This window comes from Bradyrhizobium sp. 23AC (assembly GCF_054863025.1).
On record NZ_JAVAYN010000005.1, the window covers coordinates 156,503 to 178,920 of the forward strand.

Genomic DNA, 22,418 nt, shown 5'->3' on the forward strand with positions numbered 1-22,418 from the left:
TCCAAGATCAATTGGAAGTCAGCCCTCGCGAGAGTCAGCCACGGTCTCCGGTCGGATCAGTCCGTTTGATGCGGCGAGCTTTCGCGGAGCGGTCGGTGGGCGGAAATAGATAATGTGTCACGACTGATAAGGTTTTGAGAGTTTGCTTATCAGTCCGAGGAAAGAGCTGCAGTGTCGTCCAGCTCAGACCGGATGTTGATCCTGCAATGAGCTATGCAGGCCGCATGTTGCGCTGATCGAGGTGCCTGCGCGGGCAACCGTTTTCGCCCGCGGCGAGCGGGCCGAGACGGTGTTCTACGTACCTTCCGGAAAGGTCCGGGCTCATCCAAACGATCGCGATCGGGGAGTGAGATGGCGGTCCAGGGAACCCGGCTTGGTTTTCTGGCTGAAGCCAGTCTCTTTCAGTCTTCTTACGACTGCGACGCGATAGCCACGAAGACATCGCGGGTGCTCTCACTAGGGAGACAGGAGTTTTCCGACTCGCTTACGTTTGAAGGCTTCCGCAACTGCTGGATTGCCTATCTTGCGCAGCGGCTGCGGTGGGAGCGCGCTCGGGCTGAGAGGCTGAGCTTGAATACGGCTGCGGAACGGATCGTCCACTACGTAGAAACCGTCGGAAACGCCGGCGTGCTCCATTTAGATCAGTCCAAGAAGGACTGGGCGGTAGATCTCGGGCTGGCCCACGAAGCGCTCTATCGAGCACTAGCGCAAATGCAGCAGCGAGGGCAGCTTATCGTAGACGTCCCCGGATCATGCTCTCGAAAAGGCGCCGACGATGACGGCTCTCATAAACAACTGGAATACGACAAGAAGATAGTCAATCCGCCTTCTCAGCCGCAATTCGATCTAGACGGAGCCGGTGCCGATGATCGGTCACTAGGTGTGCCGCACCCAGAACCGCGGCGAGCGTTCCGAGCCCGGTCCCGCCGGCGATCAAGAACATGATCAGCAGTTGATACTTAACTGCATCGACCGGCTCGACCCCCGCAAGAATCTGGCCGGTCATCATCCCCGGCAAGGAAACCAGGCCGATCGCCGCCATGCTGTTCATGATTGGCATAAAGCCGCTTCTTAACGCGTCCCGGATGACTGGCAGCAGTGCCTGATGTCGGGTGCCGCCCAGCGCAAGACAAGCTTCCACGCCGGCTCGTTCGCGCACCAGGCTGTTTGTCAACACGTCCAGGCCCAGGCTTATCCCGGTCATGGTGTTGCCCAGCGTCATGCCCAGCAAAGGCAGCGCGTAGCGCGGGTGATACCAAGGATCGGGTCGTAGTTCCGTCAGGAGTGCGAACATCGTGACCGTACCCGCAGCGAGCAGCGTGCATCCGGCGCCCAGGCCATATTTCCAAACGCCCTGAAGACGCCGCTTCTGCCGAGCGACGATCTCCCGCGAGGCGAAGAGGACCATGATCAGGGCGGCAAGAGCGGTCCAGAGCGGCGACACTGCCGCGAACAGGAACGTCAGCACGTATCCGACGAGGATGAGCTGAACCACCATGCGCACGGTCGCAATGGCCAGTTGCCTCTCAAGCTTGAGGCGGAGGACAAGCGAGAAGACGCCGTCCATGACGACAAGGAGCGCGGGGAGGACCAGGTCGCCGTACGAAAGCTGGATGTAGGTCACGGCCGGTTTTCCTCGATCCCGCCGTCGGGCCTCATCACAAAAATCCTGGTTCCGACCCGGCGGGCTTGTGCGCCGTCGTGGGTAGTCCAGAGAACACTCGTTCCATCCGATATGCGTTCGGCAATCACACTTTCCACGACCGCACCGGCTGCCGGATCAAGGGCCGAGGTTGGCTCGTCCAGCAGAAGGACCCGCGAGCGCAGCATGAGCGCCCGCGCAAGTCCCAACCGCAATCTCTCGCCCGTCGACAGTCTTTGGATCGACCACCCTCCGCAGTCGTCCGGCAACCCCAGTCGCGCGACCAGCGGAAGGGCATCCTCCCAGGCCGCGAAGTGATCTTGCACGGTGTCGGACCACCAGCCCGGCTCGGCGGCGAGGTAGGTTACCTGCCTTCGCCAGGCCGGGGCGGGCATTACCTCTCTGAGCGTGCCGTCCAGCTTTACTGTTCCTTCGTTGGGATCGAGATCCGCGAGGGAGCGGAGCAGCAAGGTCTTCCCGACTCCGGAGGGCCCTTGCAGGGCAACGCATTCGCCGTCCTGCAGGTCGAATGACACGGACAGGTGCAGGCGCTTGAGCCCTCTGACCGTCAGCATGCGTCAGATCTTGAGCTGCAGCCGGTCGGCAACCCGCTTGGCGATCTCCACCGGCGCCTCGCTCGGATAGGGATGCACCGAGCTGACGTTGATCTCGCCGAGCACGTAGCTGTCGCTCCCGTCGGCCTGGACGGGGCCGAGCATGAAGTCGGCGTCCCAGATCGCCGGCAGGTCACCGCGCGCAATCTCCAGCAGGGAGTTCAGCTGCGGGGTCCACTCATCTTCCATCAACCGCCGCAGCCGCTGGAAGCGCGGGTCCGCGTTCGAGGAGTAGAGCCGCGGTCCGGCCTCTGAACGCGCGGCCGGCGACTCGACCAAGGCTTTGACCTTGTGATGGCCGAAGCCGGCGCAGCGATCCCCTGCCATGTAGCAGCGCACAACACCCTCGCTCAGGCGAGGCTGGAACGCCTGGTCGATCACGCTGCCGTTCTCGAAATACTCCGCGCAGCGACCAAGGAAATCATCCAGCGTCATTTCCTCGGGTGTGTCCTTGGTCGCGTCCAGGACCTTGATCATGGGGAAGGTTCGCAGCTTTTCGACCTTCCAGACACCTTGGCCGCCGTTGCCCCGGTTGCGTTTGATCACGCGCGGACCGGCGGCGAGCCGCGCCGGCAGCCCGGCGCACATCGCCTCGGCTGTTTGATAGAGCGCCGTGTCCGATCCCCAGCCCATTGAGCGGGTGCGATGGAGGACCTCCTTCGTGCCCATCTTGAGTATGACGTCGGGATGAGCGCTCACCCACACGCCCTGCGCCGCGACGTCGCGCAACAGAGCGTCGAGACCGGCGCGGTTTCGGCCGTCCTGGAGCGGGTTGACCCAGACGAGCACGCCGTCCACTGCGAGCAGTTGTTCGCGGACGGCGTCGGCGAAGCTTTCGTCGTAAATGGCGGGGCGCCCTTCGACACCGACGGCAGCGAGCGCTTCGAAGACATCGACGAAGCGGCCGCTTTTCGAGGTGGCTTCCCGACGCGCGACAGCATCCCCCCGCGAGAGGATGGCAACTACTGGGCGTCGGGGAGAGGATTGCTTTTCGGTATCCATGCGCAAGCTCCACGTGTTGCGTGCTGCGCAGAACTTGGACCGAAGTCTCGCCGGGAGTCTGCTTGGTCCCGGACCGGCAGTCTACGTGAGATCGTCCGGCAGCTTCAAGGGGTGCCAGGGAGCGTCAGCCAGCAATCCCAGCGGGACGATCCACCCGCTATGGAGCCTAACGAGTCGATCAAGGCTGCCGATGGGACGTGCCCAGGTATGTTGACGGACGATGGTGTCAGGAAGACTTTGGCGCGCCGGTCCGACCACCTGCACCTGTAGTCTGGTCAGCTCCTGGACTAGGCGGGGGCCTTCAGAGAATCGAGACGTTCGCGCAGAAACACCAGAACCATGATCTCGTCGGGCGTGAGCTTGGCGTACTGGCGCTTGAACTTCCGAGCGATCTTGGCTTCGATCATCTTCACCAGGTCACCGGACATGTAGGCGTTCAGGACTTCAGGGTGCACGTAGCACTTGCGGCAGATTGCGGGCGTGTTGCCGAGCTGCTTCGAGACGCTCTCGATCGCGGCGACGACGTTGCGTTTCGCCTCGGCTTGGCTGTCGTACTTCTTGAACTCGGTCAGCGCCAACGCCGCCAGAACCGTCCCCGCCCAAGTCCGGAAATCCTTTGCGCTGAAGTCCTCGCCTGTGATGTCCTTGATGTAGGCATTGACGTCGCCGGAATCGACGGTACGCGGCTGCCCCTCGTCGTCCAGGTACTTGAAGAGCTCGTGTCCTGGGATCTCCGCGCAGCGCTTCACGATCGCGGCGATCCGCTTGTCCTCGACGCGAAGTTTCCACTGTTTGCCCGACTTGCCCGTGAAGTCGAACCGAAGGACGCCGCGCCCGACCGCGACGTGCTTTCGTCGCATCGTGGTGAGCCCGTAGGACTTGTTTTTCTCGGCATACTCGGCGTTGCCGACCCGGATCAAAGTCTTCTCCAGAAGACTGACGATCGTGGCCAGAACCTTCTCGCGAGGTAGCCCTTCCAGTTTCATGTCGGCCGCGATACGGTCGCGCAGCGCGGGCAGCGCGGCTGCGAACTGGACGATGTGTTCGTACTTGTTCTGGTCGCGCAGCTCGCGCCATTTCGCGTGGTAGCGGTACTGCTTGCGCCCCCGAGCATCGAGCCCGGTCGCCTGGATATGGCCGTTGGCGGAGGGGCAGATCCAGACGGATTCATAGGCCGGCGGGATACCGATGGACTTGATGCGCCGGATGACGGCGGCATCGGTGATGCGCTTGCCGTCCTTATCGTAGTAGCTGAAGGTAGTCCCCGTCCGCTTGCGGGTGTAACCGGGCGTGGAGTCGCTGACGTAACGAAGCCCTTCTTCCGCAATGGTGGCCGCGACCTCGGCGGTGCGGTCCAGAACCTGTTCTTCGTTGCGAGTCTCCCGGAGCATGGGCCTGTCCCTCGGAAGCACCCTGGGATCGAGGCTCCACTCCTTTCTAAAGGAATTAAGACAGAGGTTGGTTCCGTTCGGAGATCGTCGGGTCGTAGATGCAGATCAGTAGCCGCGCAGAATACCGGCCCCCAGCTAGAGTCGGGGGTTCCTCTCGACGGGGCGCTGCGCAGGCTGACGATGGCGGCAAAGCCTAACTTCAGACAATCGCCACAAAGTTTACGGACACGCTTTCCCAATTAGTCTGTGCGAAGGCCTCTATGTCCCAATATTCGCTCGATGTGTTGCGTCAGCGTTATGTCGTCGAGAAACGACCACTCGAGGCCAGCGTCGAGCAGATCCTGCGGGCTGACGGCCGCGCGGGAGCACGTGCCATCCTGGCATCCATCGATAAAAGGCGCTTCGAAAACAGGTCCGAAGGGCAGCGCCTCCGCAAGATGCTCCGCTTCGAGACCGCTCTCTGGGAACGCGGCCATCATGCCGTGGCAGGCGTGGACGAGGCTGGAATGAGCCCTCTTGCGGGGCCGGTGTCCGCGGGCGCGGTGATCCTGAAACCTGGCACGCGGATAGTCGGAATCGACGACTCGAAAAAGCTCGACGCTTCGGCTCGCGAAGAACTCGCGGAGGAGATCAAGGAGAAGGCTGAGGGTTGGTCTGTGGCGTTCGTCGAAGTCGAGGAGATCGACGCGATCAATATCTACTGGGCCGGCATCCGGGCCATGCAGCGTGCGGTCCGGGGGCTGGGATCGGCGCCGCAGCATCTGCTGATCGACGCGAAGCGATTGAAGGAAATCGACCTCCCTCAGCAGGCCATCATCAAGGGCGACGCCAAGTCCGCCAGCATCGCTGCTGCGTCGATCCTGGCGAAAGTCGAGCGCGACACGGTCATGCGGACGCTCGACGTCCGCCACCCCGGCTACGGCTTCGCGGATCACAAGGGCTACCCGGTGCCGGCTCATTACGAAGCTCTCGCCAGGCTTGGTGCATGCGCAGCTCACCGGAGGTCGTTCGGACCTGTACGCAAGGTTCTGGGGTTGCCGCCCCTGCCACCGTGGCCTTCAGCGTCCGAGCGCGAAGCCGGCTGAACTCCGGGCCGTGCACTACTCATCGGCGTTACTTTCTGGACCAACTCCTTTCGCGAACGACGTCCTTGGCCTTTTTGTCGGACCGCAGGCCGAGATAGACTGGGTGCCGCAGCTCTCCCTTGCTGGTCCACTCCGCGAACTTCACCTCTGCGACCAGCGAAGGACGGACCCAGGTCGTGACCTGCTCATCCTTCACCTTGGCGGGGAAGGGCGACTTGGCCGTCTTGAGCTTCAGGAGCTTGCCGTGAAGCTCTTCGAGAACCTGGTGACTGAAGCCGGTGCCGACGTGGCCGATGTACCGCCACCCGCCATTTTCCCGCACTGCCAGCGCGAGGGCGCCGAAGAAGTGCCGGGTTCGCCTCGGCGCCGTGAAGCCGGCGATCACGACCTCCTCCTTCAGCCAATCCTCGGTCCGGCGTCCGGACGCGTACGAACTGTCCGCGCGCTTGGCCATGATGCCTTCGAGATGCCTTCGCTCGGCTTCTGCGAAGAACTTCGTTCCATTGCCTTTGCGGTGGTTGCTGAACGCGATCAGCTTGTGGCGCGGCAGGACCGCCTTGAGCCGCTTCTTGCGCTCCAAGAGCGGCAGCGCGCGCAGGTCCTCGCCGTCCGCGAACATGAGGTCGAACGCGCAGTACAGAAGCTTGGCCTCATGGCGCAGGGCGTTCTGAAGCAACTGGAAATGAGATGCGCCGTCCTTGCCGATCGCGACGAGCTCGCCATCGATCACCGCATCCGCCTTCACGCCCTCAAGCGCCTTCGCGACCTCCACGTAGGAGTGGCCGATGATCTTTCCATTGCGGCTGTAGAGGGCGACCCGACCACACCGGATTTCTGCAACCATGCGGAAACCATCAAATTTGTCCTCAAAGACCCAATCGGGATCGTCGAACGGCGCATCCGTCAGCGTGGCCAGCATGGGCTGCAGGCGAAGAGGCAAGGTCGATTTTCGGGCCATGGCAGGGGCTCTCTGTAAGGCCGGCAGCGGCCGAAAGGAGGAGGACGGAAGGCGAACCCGCGCGGCATCGCCAGCCGCGACCGTCCCGCCGGCCCGTACCACACCCAACACCCCGGATTTGAACGGAGGGCCCATTTCCGCCGACGAGAGCATCTGCCGCTTGAGGCCTGCTCGGAAGCGGTCGATGAGGACGCAGGGCGTCCGGAGCCCCGTCAGCTCGACGGCCGCGGACGGTCCGAGCTCGATCAGGGTCCCGAGCGGCATCCGTTCGAGGTCCAATCCTGCGGTGGTGACGTTCTCGCCGAGGTCGCCGGCACCAACCTCGAAGCCAGCGTCGAGGAGAGACGGGAAGAGTTCGGATGGGATCAGGTGGACCTGCCGGAGATTGGGCAGGCGGGGCCGGCGGCGTGCCAAATAGCGGTGCCGGACGAACTGGCCGGCGTGGGCGTCGCCTTCGACGCCGTGGCCTTCCACCAGGATTATGCGCTCCTGAGTTGGTTTGCTGAAGTGGTGCCCGCGATCGGCGGCGACTGCCACTACCCTTCCCTGCAGCGAGAAATCTTGCTTCTGCTGCATCAGGCGGCGCGGGCGAGCGAGCGCCGCTTCTGACGCAGGTAGCGCGTGATCTCGGGAAGCTTCATCGCGTTCAGGACCCGCTCGGCAGGGACACCGCCCTTGCGGGCCATCTCGACGCCCCAGTGCATGTGGTCGAGTTCGGGGATCGAGTGCGCGTCCGGATTGATGCTCAGCATGCAGCCAAATTCGAGGGCAGCCCGGTGCCAGCGCCAGTCCAGGTCGAGCCGCCACGGATGCGCGTTGATCTCGACGACGACGTCGTGCTTCGCGCAGGCCCGCAGCACTCTCTCGACGTCGATTTCGTAGCCCGGCCGCCGCTGAAGCTGCCGCCCTGTCATGTGGCCGATGATGGTCGTGTGGGGATCGGAAATGGCACGCAGCAGCCGCTGCGTCTGGGCCTTGCGGTCCAGTTTGAACCGGCCGTGGATGCTGGCCACCACGAAATCGAAGCGCTCCATCACCTCGTCGTCGTAGTCGAGAGACCCGTCCGCCAGAATGTCGGACTCGATGCCTTTCAGGATCCGAAAATCCTTGCCGAAGCGCTTATTCAGCCGGTCGGCTTCCCGATGTTGCTGCGCAATCTCCTCCACCGACAGACCTCCGGCATAGTGCGCAGACTTGGAATGGTCGGCGACCCCGAAATACTCGAAGCCTCGCTGGCGCGTGGCCTTGGCCATGGTCTCCAGGGTCTCAGTGCCATCGGAGGCATCGGTGTGGCAGTGAAGGATGCCGCGCAGATCCTGGTCGGTGACGAGCTTCGGTAACTTGCCTTTCAGAGCCAGCTCGATCTCGCCGCGCCCCTCCCGGAGCTCAGGGTCGATGAAGGGCAGACTGAGGGCGCGGTAGATCTCGGCCTCCTCGCCGGCGACCAGCGCGCGGCCCTTGTGCAGGCCGTCGGCCTTCAACCGCATGCCCTTCTCGGCAGCCAAGGCTTGGAGCTGCTCGATATGTGCGGCGGAGCCGGTGGCGAACAGAAGCGTGGCGCCGAAGTGTTTGCGATCTGACAGCCGAATCTGCAGTCCGTCGGCGGGTGACGGATTCGGTCCCTTGACGGCCTCCGGAGCTTCCGCGACGATGGTGAGATCGTCGACGAGCTCGCAGCCTCGACGGAAATCGCCGGCGATCGTCACGCGCTTGAGTTCGGGGCGAGCCTTGCGGATCGAGTCCTGCGCGTGCGCGAGCAGAGCGGCGGCCCGATGAAGGTGAAGGCGGCCTTCTCCGCTTTTGGCGATCGCCAGGTTCTGCAGGATCTTGGTCTGCAGCGCGGCTCCGAGTCCTTTCGCCTTCTTGATGCGGTCGTCCTTGGCAGCGGCCTCCAATTCCGCGAGTGAGGCGATGCCGAGATCCTTATACAGGCGCAGCGCCTTCTCCGGACGAAGGCCGGGCACGGCGAGCATCTCGAGCACGCCCTCGGGAATCTCTTTTCGCAGCTTTTCGAGGTTGGGATGACTGCCCGACTTGTGAAGCTTGGTGATGATGTCGGCGATAGCATCGCCGACCCCTGGGATCTCCGTAAGACGATCTTCGGCGATGAGCACATCCAGAGGAACGGCAAGGGCCGCCAAGCTGTCGGCAGCCCGAGAGTAGGCTTTCGCCCGGTAGGGATTGCCGCCTCGCAAGGCGGTGCGCTGCGCGTACTCTCGCAGGAGACTTGCCACACCGCGAGCGTCGAACGAAGGCATTCAGCCAGCCTCCCGGTCCGCGCTTTGCGAGACCGCCGGAGCAACGCCGCCCCCAGAGCGGTCGCTTGGCCGGCATTCGAGAGAGCTCTCGAGCTTCTGAGCTGCGCGAAAATCCTCGAGGTGCTGCGTATTGGGGCCGTAGGCGGCCTCCTTCTTGAGGAGATTGTAGATCCGGCCGGCCACCAGCTGCAGGTGCTTCATCCGGCCCTTCGGCATCGCTCGCGCCTTGCAAAGAGCTCGGACGGCATAGGCGCGGAAGTAGTCGAACGCGTCTGACATGGTCGGTAAACGCCTGTTCTCGCCGATAGTTCGGCCGCACTCGCCTCTCAAAGGTCCTCGCGCAGCCCCTTGAAAAACGGGTGCCTCACCTTTCCTTCCGCCGACTTGGTCCGATATTCGACCTCGGCGAGCAGCTTCGGCTCCACCCAGATGCCCTTGTGGGCGATCCGCTTCGCGTACGGCTGCGTCTTCCGGATTAGCGGCTTCAGTCGCCTTTGCAGGTCGGTTGCGGAGACCTTATCGAAGCCGTGGTCGACCTTGCCGGCGTAGACCAGATTGCCCCCCTTGCGCCGACCCAGATAAATGCCATCCCACTTGCCTTCGTCGAGCGCGAAACCGGCGATCGTCAGGGTCTCGCGCTGCGCGCAGGTCTTCTTGACCCAGTTTTTGCCGCGGCCGCTGGCGTACGCGCTGTCGCGTACCTTTGAGACAACGCCCTCCAGTCCGATCTTGCAGGCGTGCTCGAACATCTCGCGGCCTTCAAGCTCGAAGCTTTCGCTGAACTGGATCTCGGTACCGTCGATGATCTTCTTGAGTTCGGTCTTGCGCTGGAAGAGCGGTAGCTTCCGGAGGTCGCGGCCGTTCAGGTACAGGAGATCGAAGGCGACCAGTACGATGCTGGTCGACCTGCCTTTAAGTTCGTTTTGAAGGACTGAGAAGTCCGTCGTGCCGTCCGCTGCGGGGACCACGACTTCGCCGTCCACGATCGCCGACCCCGCCTTAATGTGCCAGGCGTCATCCGCGACTTTCTTGAAGCGGTTGGTCCAGTCGTGACCGCGGCGGGTGAAGACCTTCACGGCTTCGTTCGCCAGATGGACCTGTACGCGGTAGCCATCGAACTTGATTTCATGAATCCAGCGCGCTCCGGACGGCACCTTCTCGATCGATGATGCCAAGGCCGGTTCTACGAAGCCGGGAAACGGCGCCTTCACGCCGATCGCCGCCGGTTTACGCCGCTGAAACGCCACGCAACGAACTCCTACGCAACAACTCGCGGACTCAAGCCCGCACGGCAGGATTCGTTTCCGGAACCCCCGAATCCTTGCGGCGTTGCATCGCCATCAGTTCGCAAGAGGAGGAGCCGATGGCGGTAGCGAAGAAGAAGACCGCGCGTGGACGCAAACAGGACCGAGCCCGGGTGGCCAAAGGACAGGACTACGAAGTCCGTGACGAAGCGAAGAAGACCGGCCGTTCGGCATCGGCGGTGAAGAAAGCCGTCAAGAAAGTCGGCAATTCCCGCAAGCGCGTCGAGAAGCGTCTCGGCCGCTAGGCCGCTTCAAATCCGGCCGGAGAACCTTGTGAACGCGGTCAGCCTCTGCACTGTTGGCTCGACGTCCTGCATGTAGATCTGGGTCCGCAGGAACGCGATCTCGTCGTCGAGGGCGGTCTCGCCGATGTCTACGAACCAGGACTTGGGTCGCCCGTCGCTGCCGTCGTTCCACCGGTAGCCCCTGCGCTTCAACGAGTCCTTGAGTTCGAATGCGGTCTGCTCCGCCCAGATCCGCAGCGTCGGCTTGCGGGCGGTCTCGAGCAGGAGCGCGAGTGCCGACGCACCGGTCGCTGGCAGCACGAAGTCCAGGATCTCCAACAAAGCGTGGCAGTCGTCTACTGCCCGGTGCGCCTGGTGGAAGTAGCCGACTCCGTTCAGGAGATAGCCGAGCTGCGAGCCTGCGAAGCCCTGTTTGCGCCAGTCGATTTCGCTCATGCTGCAGGCCCAGGCCTTGTGCTCGAATGCGGGCCAGTATCGCTCGACGAACCTTCTGTCGAAACCACTATTGTGTGCGATTGTGATGACTGAGCCCCCGACGAAGTCCGTGGCGGCCGCATCGTCGATGCGGTGGCCCGCGACCATCTCGTCAGTTATTCCGGTGAGCGCCGTGACCTCCGCGGAAATCGCGACACTCGGCTCGTTGAAGGCTGAGAACGTGTCACGGACGCCGACGATACGGCCATCAGCCAAGTAGTCGAATTTGACCATCCCGAGCTCGATGATCTCGTCCTTGGCATGATCGAGGCCGGTCGTCTCGGTATCCAGCAGGACGCCGGTCCTGACGTCCTGCCCGAGCATCGGCACGTACCTGGGCCTGGCGACCAGACGCCGCAGGACCCGGTAGTCGGGCGACCGGCTCAAGGTCTCGGCCATGGCAGCCAGATCGGTCGTGTCCTGTAACATCTCTGCTCGAAAAGGCTACCAGAACCGGTCGGCTGGCTCACCGCAGAATATCCGCAGCACCCGCGATAAGGTACCTGAAAAACAAGCAATTCACGGGCTTTTCGGTCGTTGTGGGTTCGACAGGGGGCGCCCGGTCGCAGCCGCGGCTGATCGTCAGCGCGGGTGGCGATTAGGATGCATGGCCGCGCGTCCGGCCTGCCGCCAAGAGCCGACATTGCAATGCCCCAGTTTGCACGGCCAAGGGCTCGTTCAGAGTGTTCGTTGAAAACACCCTGCTTTGTTCTGCGAGGAACCCCTGGGCAACACTTTCGTTGTGCTGATCTTCCGGACAGCAAAGGATACGATTATGGACCGCGAACATGTGAAGGGCGCCGCCGACAAGGCAAAAGGCGCGATCAAAGAAGGTGCCGGCAAGCTCACCGGCGACAAGGACATGGAAGCCGAAGGCAAGATCGATAAGGCCAAGGGATCCGCCCACAACGCCGCGGGGGACGTGAAAGATGCGGCGCGGGACGCCGCTGACGCCCTCAAGAAGTAAGCACAAGAAGCGAAGATCAAAAACTAGCCGCCTCCGCGCGGCTTTTTTGCGCCAATTGAGACGGCGAGCGGGCTTTCAGCCGGAGACCAGAGGAACAAAGCGGACCTCCTCTATCCTTTCCTCGACGAAACGATTGTCCGGTCCTCGTGTCAGCTTCGTTAGCCACTGCACACCGTCAGGATCGCCGAGCGGGATGAGCAGTCGTTCCGACGGAGCTAGTTGAGCCTTGAGGACCGCGGGCGTCTGCGCGCCGGCTGCCGACACCAGGATCACGTCGAACTCGCCGCCTTCCGGCCATCCTGCGGTCCCGTCGCCATGACGAAGATCCACATTGCGGCAGCCGAGATGCCGAAGGCGCGACCGGGCGCGCTGCACCAATGCCTCATGGCGCTCGAGCGCACAAACCTCCTGCCCGAGCTTGGCGGCGAGTGCCGCCAGATAACCCGACCCCGCGCCGATCTCGAGAACCCGGTCCGACTTGGCGATCGCGGCAGCCTCGAGCATCCTGGCGACGATATAGGGCTGAGAGATGGTCTGCCCTTTCTGAATCGGGACCGCGCTGTCTTCGTATGCGGCTTCCGCGAATCGCCGATCGAGGAAGATTTCGCGGGGGACCTGCCGCATCGCCAGCAGGACCCGCCTGCTGCGAATGCCGCGGCCGGCAATCTGCACGTCGACCATCGCGTCGCGGAGGAAACGGGACCTCCTGGACCGTTTGCTCTCCCTGACCGCGCGCACGACCTCTCCATGCATGAACGACTTCGCTCCAGCAGATGGGAAACTCGGAGGCCAGCCACTTGCTCCTGGACGCGATGGCTGGGTGGCGGCTCAGGCCGGCTCCGCTGCCGATAGCGAAATCGCGGAGCTGCCGTCAGGAACGTGCCCGCAGCGGAACGACCGCCTCCGGATCGAATTGATCTCGCGGAAACCGAGCCGGGAGAAAGCTCATGAAATCGATTTTCACGGCGGCATGCGTGGCTGCAATGGCGCTGGCATCGGCCTCCGCCGCGGACGCGAAGGGTTGCATCAAGGGCGCCATCGTCGGGGGCGTCGCCGGCCACATGGCGGGGCACGGCAAGCTCGGCGCTGCCGCCGGCTGCGTGATCGGCCATCATGAGGCGAACAAGAAGAGCCCGAACGATTCGAATGCTCACGCGCCGTCGGGCCAGAAGTGACCTTCCGAGCAACGGGCGGTTGGTCGTGACGCTGCCTGGCCGATCCGACCGACGGCACCAGGATGATCGAAGCCGAGACGCCCTTGTTGGGTCTTCGTGATTCCCGGAAGGAGACGCGATGAAATGGATGGTGTCAGCACTCGTTTTCGGCTTTGTCGCCTCGAGCTCCACGATCTCGGCGCAACCGGTGAGATGGACGACGTATTCCATCCCGCAGACAGGCACCTCTGTCGATTTCCCGGCCTCGATCTTTACCGAAGAAGCCGGCCGTCCGGACGGGTACGGACAGCGATTTCGGACGGCTGACGGCCGAGCCAACATCACGATACAAGCCGCACCCAACGTCTCGAACGATTCACCCGCTGCATTTCTCGCAAAGAAGCATCCGCCCGCGCGCATTCAGTACAAGCGAACGACGGCTCGATTCTTTGCGGTGTCCAGCTACAAGAGCGACAAGGTCTGGTACAACCGGTGCAACTTCTCGAGCGGATTGATCCACTGCGTCCTGATCAACTACCCGGCGAGCGAAGAGCGCGAGTGGGACGACATCGTAACGCGGATCAGTCTATCGCTGAGGGGCAGATAAGGCGGGTGCGGGATGGAGATTGCGCCTGTCGGCGAGGGCGCCAAGCCGCATAGCTGCGAGAATACCGAGGTACCGGAGAGGCCGCCGCCTTTGGCTATCCTCGCGAGCGCTAGTTCTGAATAGCGGGTCGTGAGACCTTTGGCTATCCGCGACAGGCGCCGTAGTTCAACGGCGGGCGACGGTCCCTGCAGTCCAATAGGGTGGCAAGGTTATCGTTCCTCCGATCTGCCCGCGGTTCGCCGATCTGTGGTTCACGCGGTAGCCGCCGCCCGTCCGGCGTCGGTGATGCGATACTCGATATCTCCGGATGGAAGCGGTTCGGTTTCCACGAGACCGAGCTCCACGAGCCGCGCCACGATTTCGTGGTCGAACGTCGGCGGGCTGACCCAGGATTCGCCGAGGAGCTTCCTCAGAAAATCGCGCTCCAGATCGGTCAGCTCCATGCTCTAGCTCCGCTCGCCGACTTCGTCCGGCACGTTGCGGCGCGTCATCCGATCCGGCCGCTTCATCCCTGGGAAATCAACGTTCCGCCGCGGATTGTGCCAGGAACGGAGGCATCGTCGCACTGTTGATTTCCGAAGACAACATCCAGGAGGTCAACCATGGCCATGGAAGATCGCGAGACATTCAGCCTGATCGGCAGTGACAAGGTGGAGGGCACGAACGTGTACGGGGCCGACGGGGAAAAGGTCGGCTACATCGAGCGCGTCATGATCGACAAGGTCAGCGGCAAGGTGTCGTATGCGGTGCTCAGCTTCGGCGGCCTGCTCGGCATCGGCGACGATCACTATCCGCTGCCCTGGCAGGCGCTGAAATACGACACCAACCTCGGCGGCTACGTCACGGGCATCACCCAGGACCAACTCCGCGGCGCCCCCAAATACGCCGACGAGAGCAGTTGGAATTGGAGCGACCCGGCGACCACCCGCTCCGTGAACGCCTATTACGGTGTTCCGGTGGCTTGACACGGCGCGTTACGGTGCCTGGCTGGCTGACGGCGGAGGTCGCTCTTCCGCCGGACTGCGGACCAGCGCACTGCCACACGCGAGACGACCCGGCTCGGTCGCCGAGGAGATTTGAAAGTGAGTGATGCCGTTCGTGTTCTGGTCGTGGAGGATGAAGCTCTCATCGCAAGCTTCGTCGAGGACGCCTTGTCCGACGGCGGTTTCGAGGCCTGCTCGGTCCATTCGGGGGAGGAGGCCATGTGCACCTTTTGCGATGGCCGCGAGGGATGTCGGGTCCTGCTGACGGACATCAACCTAGGGGACGGCATCAGCGGCTGGGAGCTGGCGCGGCAGATCAGGGAAATCACGCCTGGCTTTCCTGTGGTCTACATGACGAGCGCCAGCGCGCCTGACTGGCAATCGCAGGGCGTCGACGGCAGCGTCCTGATCCAGAAGCCATTTGCGCCAGCGCAATTGGCTGCAGCTGTCTCGCAGCTACTCGATACCGGGACCTCACCCGCTTGAACCGGCCGTTGTGAGTTTCCGATCCTTCGATCCAGCCCGTAAGAGTGGCGGCTGATCGTTAGCGTTCTTTGACCGTGCGCGCGGCCGCGGCGCGGCCAGCGGCGACCGTCATCCAGTCCCGCAGCAGGCCTCTGTCCTCTCTCGAAAACGACGCTCGCCGCTTGAGATCTTCCAGTGTCTCACCGGGATGGCATCGCTCGAAATCCTCACGGATCAGCGACTCGAGGTAGGTCCGGTCCCAGGTGCCCCCTGAATTGAGAGAATGGCGCGAGTTAGTCTTCATACGATGTTGGTATGTGAGCGGCCCTGCGGATCAGGGTGCTCCGGCGGGTGGTGCTGCGTTGAGTCCCGTAGTGCGACCTCGTCCGTTCAGGCACGCGACAAATGGAATGGCGAAGGCTGCGGTTGCGTGCCCGAACAACACCATCGTGAGAATGGTCGGTGTAAACATCATGCGAACTGCCGCTGCGCGGCGGCCCAAGGCCGCCGCAGCCGCATGGGGACGCCGCCGGGGCGGGGCGGATCGTCGTCCTCTCCGTCCAGCCGCCGCAACGCGGCGAGAATGTCCGCCAGGCGAAGGGTGTGGCCCATGCCCGGGATTTCTCGCAGGGCGGGACAGGATTCGACCGCGAACATGTCGGATGCCCAGGACGACAGGATGATCCTCTTCTCCGGGACGGAGAGGTCACCGTCGTTCAGCACGTCGTCCGGAGACGCATAATGCGCGGCCGGATGAAAGAGGGGATCGAGATTGCCGGTGATCGTGTTGGCGTTGCTCATCGGTTGCCTCCCTACGCTCCTTTCTTCGGGACGGTTTCGATTGCGTGCCGGGCGGCGGCGGGCCGCCGCCCGGATGTCGCTACTGTGTGTTGATCGCGATGCGTTTGACGCCCGCCCGCGGGTTCTCGGACTTCGGCAGCGATACTGTCAGGACGCCGTCCTTGAACGACGCCTCGGCCTTGTCTTCCTCGACGTCCTGCAGCGGGATCTGACGCTCGAAGGCGCCGTAGTAGCGCTCGGTGAAGTATTTCCCTTCGTCTTTGCGTTCGTTCTTCTTCTCGCCGCGGATGGTGAGGACGCCATTGTTGATTTCGACGTTGACGTCCTTTTCCGTCATGCCCGGCAGCTCGGCCGACACCGTCAGCACCTTGTCGGTCTCGCTGAGCTCGAGCTTGGGCCAGCCGAATTGCCCTTCCATCAGCGGTGACAGGCCCATGCCGCCGAAGCCGCGGAAGGCATCGTCGAACAGACGGTTCATCTCGCGATGCAGCGTCATGAACGGATCGTAGCCGCCGCGCGCCGGCGCGAGATCCTGGTTTCTCGACCAGGGAATGAGATCACGAATTGCCATTTATTGTTCTCCTTCATCAGGTGCGGCAGGGAGCGCGGTCGCGCTTGTCCGCGCCGCGTTCCCAGTCGAACGTCGAATTGACGTCAGGCTGCCTTTTTCTGCTCGATCTGCGCCGAAGAAGAACCGCCGCCGGCGATCTGGATCCGGCGCGGCTTCATCGCCTCCGGCACCTCGCGGACGAGGTCGATGATCAGCAGGCCGTCGCGGAAGGAAGCCTCCTTCACCTGGACGTAGTCGGCCAGGTTGAAAACGCGCCGGAATGGACGTGCGGCGATCCCCTGGAAGAGATATTCGCCGGCCAGCTTCTCCGGCTTCCTGCCTTCGATGGTGAGCGCATTCTGCTCAGCCGTCACCGCGATGTCGTCCGCGCCGAAGCCTGCGACGGCCAACGTTATCCGGTAGTGATCCTCACTGGAGCGTTCGATGTTGTAGGGGGGATAGTTGTCCTCGTTCGTCTGCCGCAGCGTGCTGTCGACGAGGTCGGCCAGATGGTCGAAGCCGATGGTGGAGCGCCACAGGGGCGCGAAGTCAAACGTAGTCCTCATAACCAAGTCCTCCAAAGAGCAAGATGGGTACGAAGGAGCGCGGGGCGGAAATCCAGAGGGGTCCGAATTCCAGACCGGCGCCCGCGCCGGACCCGAGCTGGCATCCGGCACACCGCTCTCGCGGCAAGAAAAAAACTAGAAAAGCGCAAAAGCGTTTCAAGATGCTGTCGAAAAAAAATGGACGGCGTGCACGGCGCGGAAGGATCACGCGGAACAATTCGGTTCTTTCGCAATTTTGCGTTCGCCGTCGGAACGACATCGCGGGCGCCGAAACAGGGCCCAAGGATTCGCTGGCGGAGCTCGAACCAGAATTGCTCCTTGGAGGATTGGCTATGAGCACTCTGTCGCTTCTGTCACAAGTTCACACCGTCCGTTCGGAGGCTGGGCTTTCTCGCTATCTGACTGCGATCCGCGAACTTCCGCTCCTCGAACCCGCCGAAGAAACGATGTATGCGCGTCGGTGGCGCGAACATGGAGATCGCGAAGCGGCCTATCGCCTCGTCACAAGTCATCTCCGACTGGCGGCCAAGATTGCGCTTCGCTACCGCGGCTATGGCCTGCCCGTTGGCGACCTGATCTCGGAAGCGAACGTCGGTCTCATGCAGGCGGTCAAGAGGTTCGATCCCGACAAAGGGGTCCGGCTCGCCGCTTACGCGATCTGGTGGATCAAGGCGACCGTGCAGGAATACGTCCTGAGGTCCTGGTCCTTGGTGAGGATGGGTACCACGCCCGCACAAAAGAAGCTCTTCTTCAACCTGCGCAAGCTCAAGAGCCGGCTCGGCGTCCGGGACGACGCCGAGTTGACGGCCGACCAGGTCGATTATGTCGCTCAGGATCTCGGAGTCTCTGATCGCGACGTCGTCGAGATGAACGGCCGGATGCGGGGTGACATGTCGCTGAATGTGCCCGTCACTGAGGATGGCTCTCCAGAGCAGATGCTCGACCTGGTCAGCGACGATTCCCAGGATCCGGAGACGCTGATAGCCGAAGCGGAGGACCGGCAACGCGCCCGCGCCGCCGTCAGCCGCGCTTTGGCTGCTTTGTCTGAGCGCGAACGGCGCATTATCGAGGCGCGATTCATGGCCGAACCGCCGTCGACGCTCGACGAACTCGGTCGGAATCTGCGCATCTCGCGCGAGCGGGTGCGTCAGATCGAACGCCGCGTCCTGCAGAAGATCAGGGCGGCCGTCACGGCCGAGATGGAAGGCAGCTCTCACCGCCGCGATGGCAGCCGCGAGAGTCCGGCCGCTGCGCCTGGGTGCCGGCCACGACTGCCGGTGGGCACCCCGCCGAGCATGACATGAACAAGACCCGCTTCCACGTCAGCCACGAGAGCCGGATCGAGCGGGAGCAGAGGCACTCAAGACCTACCAGACCTCGCTCGGGGTTCTACGATCCCGCGATCGCCGCGCTGTCGATTAGGGCGGCGCTGCACGCCATAGGGGTGCGGGAGCAGTCTGTCTCACCAAGGTGTCGCGAGGGGTGACCGACATCGCTGCGACGGCGCCATGTCGAAGCATGGCGTGGCCCCCAAGCGCGCCACGCACGGGAGTTGCGGTGGCAAGCGGGGGGCCGGGCTATTCACTGGCTATTAGGCGCCCCTTGCCGCCGCACTTCGTGCAGAGGCCTGGAAAGATCCTGCGGACGGGCTCGGCGTCGCGCGCCGGCTGATGACCGGTGCCGCCGCAGGCGTCGCATTTGATCTCGGCCGAACCACCCTTCCTCACGCTTCACCCGAGCCGGAGAAGAGCGTCGAGGGCGGGGTGGTGCGCGGTGGCGGCAGCGGTCGGGTGCTTCCGGACGGTTTGCTCTTCGCATCGTACCTCTTGGCCAGATCGAGAAGGCGCCGCCGAGTGAACGGGTCGGCCTTCTCCGCCAGATCGCGCGCCCGCAGCGCGAAGCCACTGTAGAACTCTTCCATGACGCCACCCACAACATCACCGAAGGCCGATCTTCGATGGTCTGCGATGCTCGCGTCAAGAGATCGCTTGTGCCCGCCGGCCAAACGGCACTAGTTTGATCGTGGCGGGGGAAGCCAAATGTCGCTGCAGCATCCAATCCGGAAGCCGTGCCCGCACTGTGGGCGGGCGATGAAGCTCGTGCGCGACGAGGGCGCCCGAGGCGGGGAGCGCTACGTCTGCCCCGATTGCGACGACGATCCGCTGCACGATCCCGCCGCCCGGAAGTGGGTGGACGGTCCACTACGGCCGCCGGCTAAATAGTTGTCCGGAAGTAACCGGCCCGGGCTCGTCCAGGCCTCGCAGAGCCAGGACTGGCAAGTTCGTCGTGGGTGCACCAACTCGTTTGTAGATGCCAAACATGGGGAGGCGCGATGTCGACGGTCGCAAAGCTGCTCGCGCGGAAGCAGGCGCTCATGGAGCGACTGGAGAGTGATCCTGGGCCGAACGAGCGGGAGGAAATCCAGGCGCTGATCGCCCAGATCGAGACGGCGCTGAGCCTGCTCGATCCGAGAGATGCGATCGGTCCAAGCGACGAGTGAACCGAAGTCGCTGGTCACAGCGTGCTCAGGTCGTCAGGTACCTCGCCGAACTTCCGGATCAGCTTGGCGTCGCTGAAACCGCCGCTGGACGGGTCCCCGGTCCGCGAAAAGGCGACCGCACCCGCGCAGCCTGATTTCCGCGAGAGCGTTTCGGCGCGCATGACGGCGGCGTTGGCGCTCAGGCATTCTACCGCCTCGCCCGGCGCGACGCCGTCGTCGGCCATGACGAACGGCAGTGCCACGTAGTAGGTGACGTCCATCGCAGTCACTCCTTGCGTTCGCGCTGCGGGCCATGCCTCCCGCGCGAATATCCTTTCGAAACCGCCGCGCGCAGCTCGTTGGCCTCGGCCTCGAGAAAGTCGATGGCGATCAACAACGCCTTGACCGCCTCCCGCGGATCTCCGCCGCAGGCTTCGATGGCCTGATCGGCGGCGAGCTCAAGATCGCCCTGGGCGGGGGCAGCAGGGTCAGAAGCGGCGGACATGCTAACATGTTCTTCATTTGTTCCATCGAAGTCAACGGGCATCCGTTGGTTTCCGCTGGCGGCGAGGGACCGTCCGGATGAATCTTCGCCCGGAGAGGCTGGCCTGTCGGAACTGGCATCTGCCGTTCGTCTTGAATCCAGGCACCCCAACGGAGTTCTGCGTAACATGGCCCCGCGTGCCAACTGGAAAGGCTTCCTGCGTCTCTCCCTCGTCACCTGCCCCGTGGCGCTCTACCCGGCCACCTCGGAGTCCGAGAAGATCTCGTTCAACCAACTCAACCGGCAGACCGGCCATCGCATCAAGTACCTGAAGGTCGATGCGGACACTGGCGACGAGGTGCCGAACGAGGGCATCGTCAAGGGCTACGAGCTCGACAAGGGACAGTACATCGAAGTCTCGAAAGAGGAGCTAGAGGAAATCGCGCTGGAATCGACGCGCACCATCGAGATCGACGAGTTCGTCGACAAGACCGATATCGACCCGCGCTACTTGATCCGACCGTACTACATCCGCCCCGACGGCAAGGTCGGCCACGACGCCTTCGCGGTGATCCGCGAGACCATCCGCGAGATGGACAAGGTCGCGATCGGGCGCGTCGTGCTGACCAATCGCGAGCATATCATCGCGCTGGAGCCGATGGACAGGGGCCTCGTCGGCACGCTGCTGCGCTATCCTTATGAGGTGCGCAGCGAGCAGGAGTATTTCGACGAGATCCAGGACGTGAAGGTCACCAAGGACATGCTCGACCTTGCCAAGCACATCGTGAACCAGAAGGCGGGGCGGTTCGATCCCGAGAAGTTCGAAGACCACTATGAGAGCGCGCTGATCGATCTCATCAACCAGAAGCGTGCCGGCAAGCCGATCACGCCAAAGTCCAAGCCGGCGGCGGGCAACGTCGTCGATCTGATGGAGGCGCTGCGCCGGTCAGTCGGCAATGAGGCCGCGCCAGCGAACGCGGCCAAGCCGGCCAAGAAGCCGAAGAAGGCGTCGGCCGGCCAGAAGGAGATGCTGATGCCCATCGCCGGCAAGAAGTCGGCGAAGGAGGCGGCGGCCAAAAAGCCAGCGGCCAGGCCGCAGCGCAAGTCGGCCTGACCCAACCGTAGGAGAGCCGCATGGACATGAAGGAAGCCTCAGCGATGACGGAAGCCTCTGGCCTGGTGAACGACCCAGAAGGCTCGGAGTTGGCTGTTGCGGCCAGGCTGAATGCTGAAGCGAAAACGGCCGCCGACTTGCGACGACCGCGCCCATCTCAAGAAGTCGCCCTGCGCTTGGCCGATCGCTTGCGCGAGACAGCGATGAATGCTCCGCTGCGATCGCTCTTGGCCGCCTTTTTGGTGGAGTCTGGGTCGCGCGCCGGCGCTAAGGTGAAGTCCGTTCCGAGTTGTCGGACCGCTTCGCTCAGTCCTCGAGACCCCTTTCGCTCGCGGGGCACTCCGGGCACCTGTCTCCGATGGAATCGAGCACTTCGAGGATCGCCGCGACGAAATTATCGGTCGAGCCGCATGCCGGCGGATATTTGCAGGCGAGGTCGACTGCTCTCTGGCGGGCATGGGGGTCGGCCCGGTCCTGCATCCAGCCGTGCTCCTCGCATTCGCGGATGGCGCCTGCCTCCTGCAGCACCGAGATCGCCCAGCCGCGCAGCGTCCGGATCGTGGGCCGCCTCTCCTTGAACATCAGCATCGAAATCTCTCCTTCGCCTTCGACCGAATCCTTGTCGGCCACCATGCGTTCCGCGCTGCTACCACAGCCCAGGGATTCGAAAATCGCGGGGACTGCGCTTTCCACGTGTTCCCCGCTGTGCTGACCGAGGAACAAGGCGTCCGTGCGCCTATTGAATCGGCGAATGTGAGTTGCGTGGAGTTGGCCGATGACCGCGGAGAAGCTGGTGCAGGAAGCCGTCGAGCGGGCCCAGGCCATCCTGGCGCGCTACTTGGAACCGGGCGAGCGGGATTGCGAGCGCACGATCAACGATCTTCTCGACATTCTCGATCGCGACGAAGTCGTCGCCGCCGTCAATGAGCTCGAACGGCACGGTGAGGCCGTCGACGAGCTTCGGCGCCTTCTCGATCGAAGTCCGCCTTCTTGGAGCTGTCCGCCCTGGATGCGGTCGATCCCGACCTGCCGCCGATGCCACCCGAAAACCGGCCGCAGGATCCGGGCATGGACGGCAGCGACATGCGCGTCAAGGGCTACTGCGTAGAGACGCGAGAGCACGCCGGCGAGTACCCCGACACGATACCGCAGGTCATCGAAGTCACCGACGCCGAGGGCAGGAAGGCGGCATACGTGCCGCTCAGCCGCGACGGCAAGGTCGTCGAGAGTTCGGCCGTCGTCGAAAGGCTCAAGGACCGCGAACGATCCTAGCCC

30 protein-coding genes and 1 pseudogene are annotated in these 22,418 nt (G+C 63.3%); 11 read left to right on the top strand and 20 right to left on the bottom strand.

Annotated elements, in window-relative coordinates; translation table 11 throughout:
* Positions 1–817: 817 nt before the first annotated feature.
* The 4 genes from RAD10_RS14420 to RAD10_RS14435 form a co-directional block, all read right to left on the bottom strand.
* Complete coding sequence (locus RAD10_RS14420; protein WP_461618014.1) at positions 818–1,624, bottom strand: ABC transporter permease; 807 nt, start codon at positions 1,622–1,624, stop codon at positions 818–820.
* Positions 1,621–2,217 (bottom strand): ABC transporter ATP-binding protein, encoded by a 597-nt coding sequence (locus tag RAD10_RS14425; RefSeq protein WP_461618015.1) that lies wholly within the window; start codon positions 2,215–2,217, stop codon positions 1,621–1,623. The genes RAD10_RS14420 and RAD10_RS14425 overlap by 4 nt, the downstream gene beginning before the upstream one ends.
* Before the next feature lie 3 nt (positions 2,218–2,220).
* Positions 2,221–3,258 carry a Cj0069 family protein gene (locus RAD10_RS14430; protein WP_461618016.1) on the bottom strand — a complete coding sequence of 346 codons (1,038 nt, stop codon included), beginning with the start codon at positions 3,256–3,258 and terminating at the stop codon, positions 2,221–2,223.
* Positions 3,259–3,545: 287 nt separating this feature from the next.
* Positions 3,546–4,649 (bottom strand): DNA topoisomerase IB, encoded by a 1,104-nt coding sequence (locus RAD10_RS14435; RefSeq protein ID WP_461618017.1) that lies wholly within the window; start codon positions 4,647–4,649, stop codon positions 3,546–3,548.
* Positions 4,650–4,909: 260 nt separating this feature from the next.
* Here RAD10_RS14435 and RAD10_RS14440 point away from each other — a divergent pair, with 260 nt between their 5' ends.
* A complete protein-coding gene (locus RAD10_RS14440) occupies positions 4,910–5,734 on the top strand; it encodes a ribonuclease HII (RefSeq protein ID WP_461618018.1) in 825 nt (274 codons plus the stop codon).
* A gap of 28 nt (positions 5,735–5,762) precedes the next feature.
* On the opposite strand, the gene ligD (RAD10_RS14445) is transcribed toward RAD10_RS14440, so the two are convergent.
* From ligD (RAD10_RS14445) to ligD (RAD10_RS14465), 5 genes and pseudogenes are all read right to left on the bottom strand, one after another.
* Positions 5,763–6,692, bottom strand: a complete 930-nt coding sequence (gene ligD / locus RAD10_RS14445) for a non-homologous end-joining DNA ligase (RefSeq protein ID WP_461618238.1) — start codon at positions 6,690–6,692, stop codon at positions 5,763–5,765.
* Positions 6,693–6,767: 75 nt separating this feature from the next.
* Positions 6,768–7,268: pseudogene (locus RAD10_RS14450) on the bottom strand (MOSC domain-containing protein); the annotation flags it as partial.
* Positions 7,268–8,950 carry a helix-hairpin-helix domain-containing protein gene (locus tag RAD10_RS14455; RefSeq protein WP_461618019.1) on the bottom strand — a complete coding sequence of 561 codons (1,683 nt, stop codon included), beginning with the start codon at positions 8,948–8,950 and terminating at the stop codon, positions 7,268–7,270. The gene RAD10_RS14455 and the pseudogene RAD10_RS14450, both read right to left, overlap by 1 nt.
* The gene (locus RAD10_RS14460; RefSeq protein WP_461618020.1) at positions 8,951–9,229 is read right to left on the bottom strand and encodes a hypothetical protein; all 279 of its coding nucleotides are present in this window, start codon (positions 9,227–9,229) and stop codon (positions 8,951–8,953) included.
* Between the two features lie 47 nt (positions 9,230–9,276).
* Positions 9,277–10,197, bottom strand: coding sequence for a non-homologous end-joining DNA ligase (gene ligD, locus RAD10_RS14465; RefSeq protein WP_461618021.1), 921 nt, complete (start codon positions 10,195–10,197; stop codon positions 9,277–9,279).
* 116 nt (positions 10,198–10,313) lie between these two features.
* Here ligD (RAD10_RS14465) and RAD10_RS14470 point away from each other — a divergent pair, with 116 nt between their 5' ends.
* Positions 10,314–10,499: a DUF3606 domain-containing protein gene (locus tag RAD10_RS14470; RefSeq protein ID WP_461618022.1), complete on the top strand. Its 186-nt coding sequence runs from the start codon at positions 10,314–10,316 to the stop codon at positions 10,497–10,499.
* Between the two features lie 6 nt (positions 10,500–10,505).
* On the opposite strand, the gene RAD10_RS14475 is transcribed toward RAD10_RS14470, so the two are convergent.
* Entirely contained in the window at positions 10,506–11,402 is an 897-nt protein-coding gene (locus tag RAD10_RS14475) for a 3'-5' exonuclease (RefSeq protein WP_461618023.1), read from the bottom strand.
* 346 nt (positions 11,403–11,748) lie between these two features.
* On the opposite strand from RAD10_RS14475, the gene RAD10_RS14480 reads away from it, so the two are divergent.
* Positions 11,749–11,940 (top strand): CsbD family protein, encoded by a 192-nt coding sequence (locus RAD10_RS14480; RefSeq protein ID WP_028170261.1) that lies wholly within the window; start codon positions 11,749–11,751, stop codon positions 11,938–11,940.
* Positions 11,941–12,015: 75 nt separating this feature from the next.
* On the opposite strand, the gene RAD10_RS14485 is transcribed toward RAD10_RS14480, so the two are convergent.
* Positions 12,016–12,621, bottom strand: coding sequence for a protein-L-isoaspartate(D-aspartate) O-methyltransferase (locus RAD10_RS14485; RefSeq protein ID WP_461618024.1), 606 nt, complete (start codon positions 12,619–12,621; stop codon positions 12,016–12,018).
* A gap of 266 nt (positions 12,622–12,887) precedes the next feature.
* Between RAD10_RS14485 and RAD10_RS14490 the strand changes: the two genes are divergently transcribed.
* Together RAD10_RS14490 and RAD10_RS14495 are read left to right on the top strand one after the other, a co-directional pair.
* Positions 12,888–13,115: a hypothetical protein gene (locus tag RAD10_RS14490; RefSeq protein ID WP_461618025.1), complete on the top strand. Its 228-nt coding sequence runs from the start codon at positions 12,888–12,890 to the stop codon at positions 13,113–13,115.
* A 118-nt stretch (positions 13,116–13,233) separates the two neighbouring features.
* A complete protein-coding gene (locus tag RAD10_RS14495; protein ID WP_461618026.1) occupies positions 13,234–13,701 on the top strand; it encodes a hypothetical protein in 468 nt (155 codons plus the stop codon).
* A gap of 251 nt (positions 13,702–13,952) precedes the next feature.
* Here the strand turns inward: RAD10_RS14495 and RAD10_RS14500 are convergent, their stop codons facing one another.
* Positions 13,953–14,144, bottom strand: coding sequence for a hypothetical protein (locus tag RAD10_RS14500; RefSeq protein WP_028150789.1), 192 nt, complete (start codon positions 14,142–14,144; stop codon positions 13,953–13,955).
* A gap of 159 nt (positions 14,145–14,303) precedes the next feature.
* On the opposite strand from RAD10_RS14500, the gene RAD10_RS14505 reads away from it, so the two are divergent.
* Both RAD10_RS14505 and RAD10_RS14510 read left to right on the top strand, forming a co-directional pair.
* A complete protein-coding gene (locus RAD10_RS14505; RefSeq protein ID WP_027574697.1) occupies positions 14,304–14,666 on the top strand; it encodes a PRC-barrel domain-containing protein in 363 nt (120 codons plus the stop codon).
* A gap of 117 nt (positions 14,667–14,783) precedes the next feature.
* The gene (locus RAD10_RS14510) at positions 14,784–15,170 is read left to right on the top strand and encodes a response regulator (RefSeq protein ID WP_461618027.1); all 387 of its coding nucleotides are present in this window, start codon (positions 14,784–14,786) and stop codon (positions 15,168–15,170) included.
* 450 nt (positions 15,171–15,620) lie between these two features.
* On the opposite strand, the gene RAD10_RS14515 is transcribed toward RAD10_RS14510, so the two are convergent.
* The 3 genes from RAD10_RS14515 to RAD10_RS14525 form a co-directional block, all read right to left on the bottom strand.
* The gene (locus tag RAD10_RS14515) at positions 15,621–15,950 is read right to left on the bottom strand and encodes a hypothetical protein (protein WP_461618028.1); all 330 of its coding nucleotides are present in this window, start codon (positions 15,948–15,950) and stop codon (positions 15,621–15,623) included.
* A gap of 79 nt (positions 15,951–16,029) precedes the next feature.
* Complete coding sequence (locus tag RAD10_RS14520; RefSeq protein WP_461618029.1) at positions 16,030–16,521, bottom strand: Hsp20/alpha crystallin family protein; 492 nt, start codon at positions 16,519–16,521, stop codon at positions 16,030–16,032.
* Positions 16,522–16,604: 83 nt separating this feature from the next.
* Positions 16,605–17,066: an Hsp20 family protein gene (locus RAD10_RS14525; RefSeq protein WP_461618030.1), complete on the bottom strand. Its 462-nt coding sequence runs from the start codon at positions 17,064–17,066 to the stop codon at positions 16,605–16,607.
* Between the two features lie 341 nt (positions 17,067–17,407).
* Between RAD10_RS14525 and rpoH the strand changes: the two genes are divergently transcribed.
* Entirely contained in the window at positions 17,408–18,370 is a 963-nt protein-coding gene (gene rpoH / locus RAD10_RS14530) for an RNA polymerase sigma factor RpoH (protein ID WP_461618239.1), read from the top strand.
* A gap of 419 nt (positions 18,371–18,789) precedes the next feature.
* On the opposite strand, the gene RAD10_RS14535 is transcribed toward rpoH, so the two are convergent.
* Complete coding sequence (locus RAD10_RS14535; protein ID WP_461618031.1) at positions 18,790–18,987, bottom strand: hypothetical protein; 198 nt, start codon at positions 18,985–18,987, stop codon at positions 18,790–18,792.
* Positions 18,988–19,398: 411 nt separating this feature from the next.
* Here RAD10_RS14535 and RAD10_RS14540 point away from each other — a divergent pair, with 411 nt between their 5' ends.
* On the top strand, positions 19,399–19,566 hold the full coding sequence (locus RAD10_RS14540; protein ID WP_461618032.1) for a hypothetical protein: 168 nt from the start codon (positions 19,399–19,401) through the stop codon (positions 19,564–19,566).
* Between the two features lie 14 nt (positions 19,567–19,580).
* On the opposite strand, the gene RAD10_RS14545 is transcribed toward RAD10_RS14540, so the two are convergent.
* On the bottom strand, positions 19,581–19,826 hold the full coding sequence (locus RAD10_RS14545; protein ID WP_461618033.1) for a hypothetical protein: 246 nt from the start codon (positions 19,824–19,826) through the stop codon (positions 19,581–19,583).
* A gap of 5 nt (positions 19,827–19,831) precedes the next feature.
* Positions 19,832–20,092: a hypothetical protein gene (locus RAD10_RS14550; RefSeq protein ID WP_461618034.1), complete on the bottom strand. Its 261-nt coding sequence runs from the start codon at positions 20,090–20,092 to the stop codon at positions 19,832–19,834.
* 124 nt (positions 20,093–20,216) lie between these two features.
* Between RAD10_RS14550 and ku the strand changes: the two genes are divergently transcribed.
* Complete coding sequence (gene ku, locus RAD10_RS14555; protein ID WP_461618035.1) at positions 20,217–21,143, top strand: non-homologous end joining protein Ku; 927 nt, start codon at positions 20,217–20,219, stop codon at positions 21,141–21,143.
* Between the two features lie 306 nt (positions 21,144–21,449).
* On the opposite strand, the gene RAD10_RS14560 is transcribed toward ku, so the two are convergent.
* The gene (locus RAD10_RS14560) at positions 21,450–21,731 is read right to left on the bottom strand and encodes a hypothetical protein (RefSeq protein WP_461618240.1); all 282 of its coding nucleotides are present in this window, start codon (positions 21,729–21,731) and stop codon (positions 21,450–21,452) included.
* A gap of 148 nt (positions 21,732–21,879) precedes the next feature.
* A complete protein-coding gene (locus tag RAD10_RS14565) occupies positions 21,880–22,083 on the bottom strand; it encodes a hypothetical protein (RefSeq protein WP_461618036.1) in 204 nt (67 codons plus the stop codon).
* Between the two features lie 50 nt (positions 22,084–22,133).
* On the opposite strand from RAD10_RS14565, the gene RAD10_RS14570 reads away from it, so the two are divergent.
* A complete protein-coding gene (locus RAD10_RS14570; RefSeq protein WP_461618037.1) occupies positions 22,134–22,415 on the top strand; it encodes a hypothetical protein in 282 nt (93 codons plus the stop codon).
* The last annotated feature ends 3 nt before the right edge of the window (positions 22,416–22,418 follow it).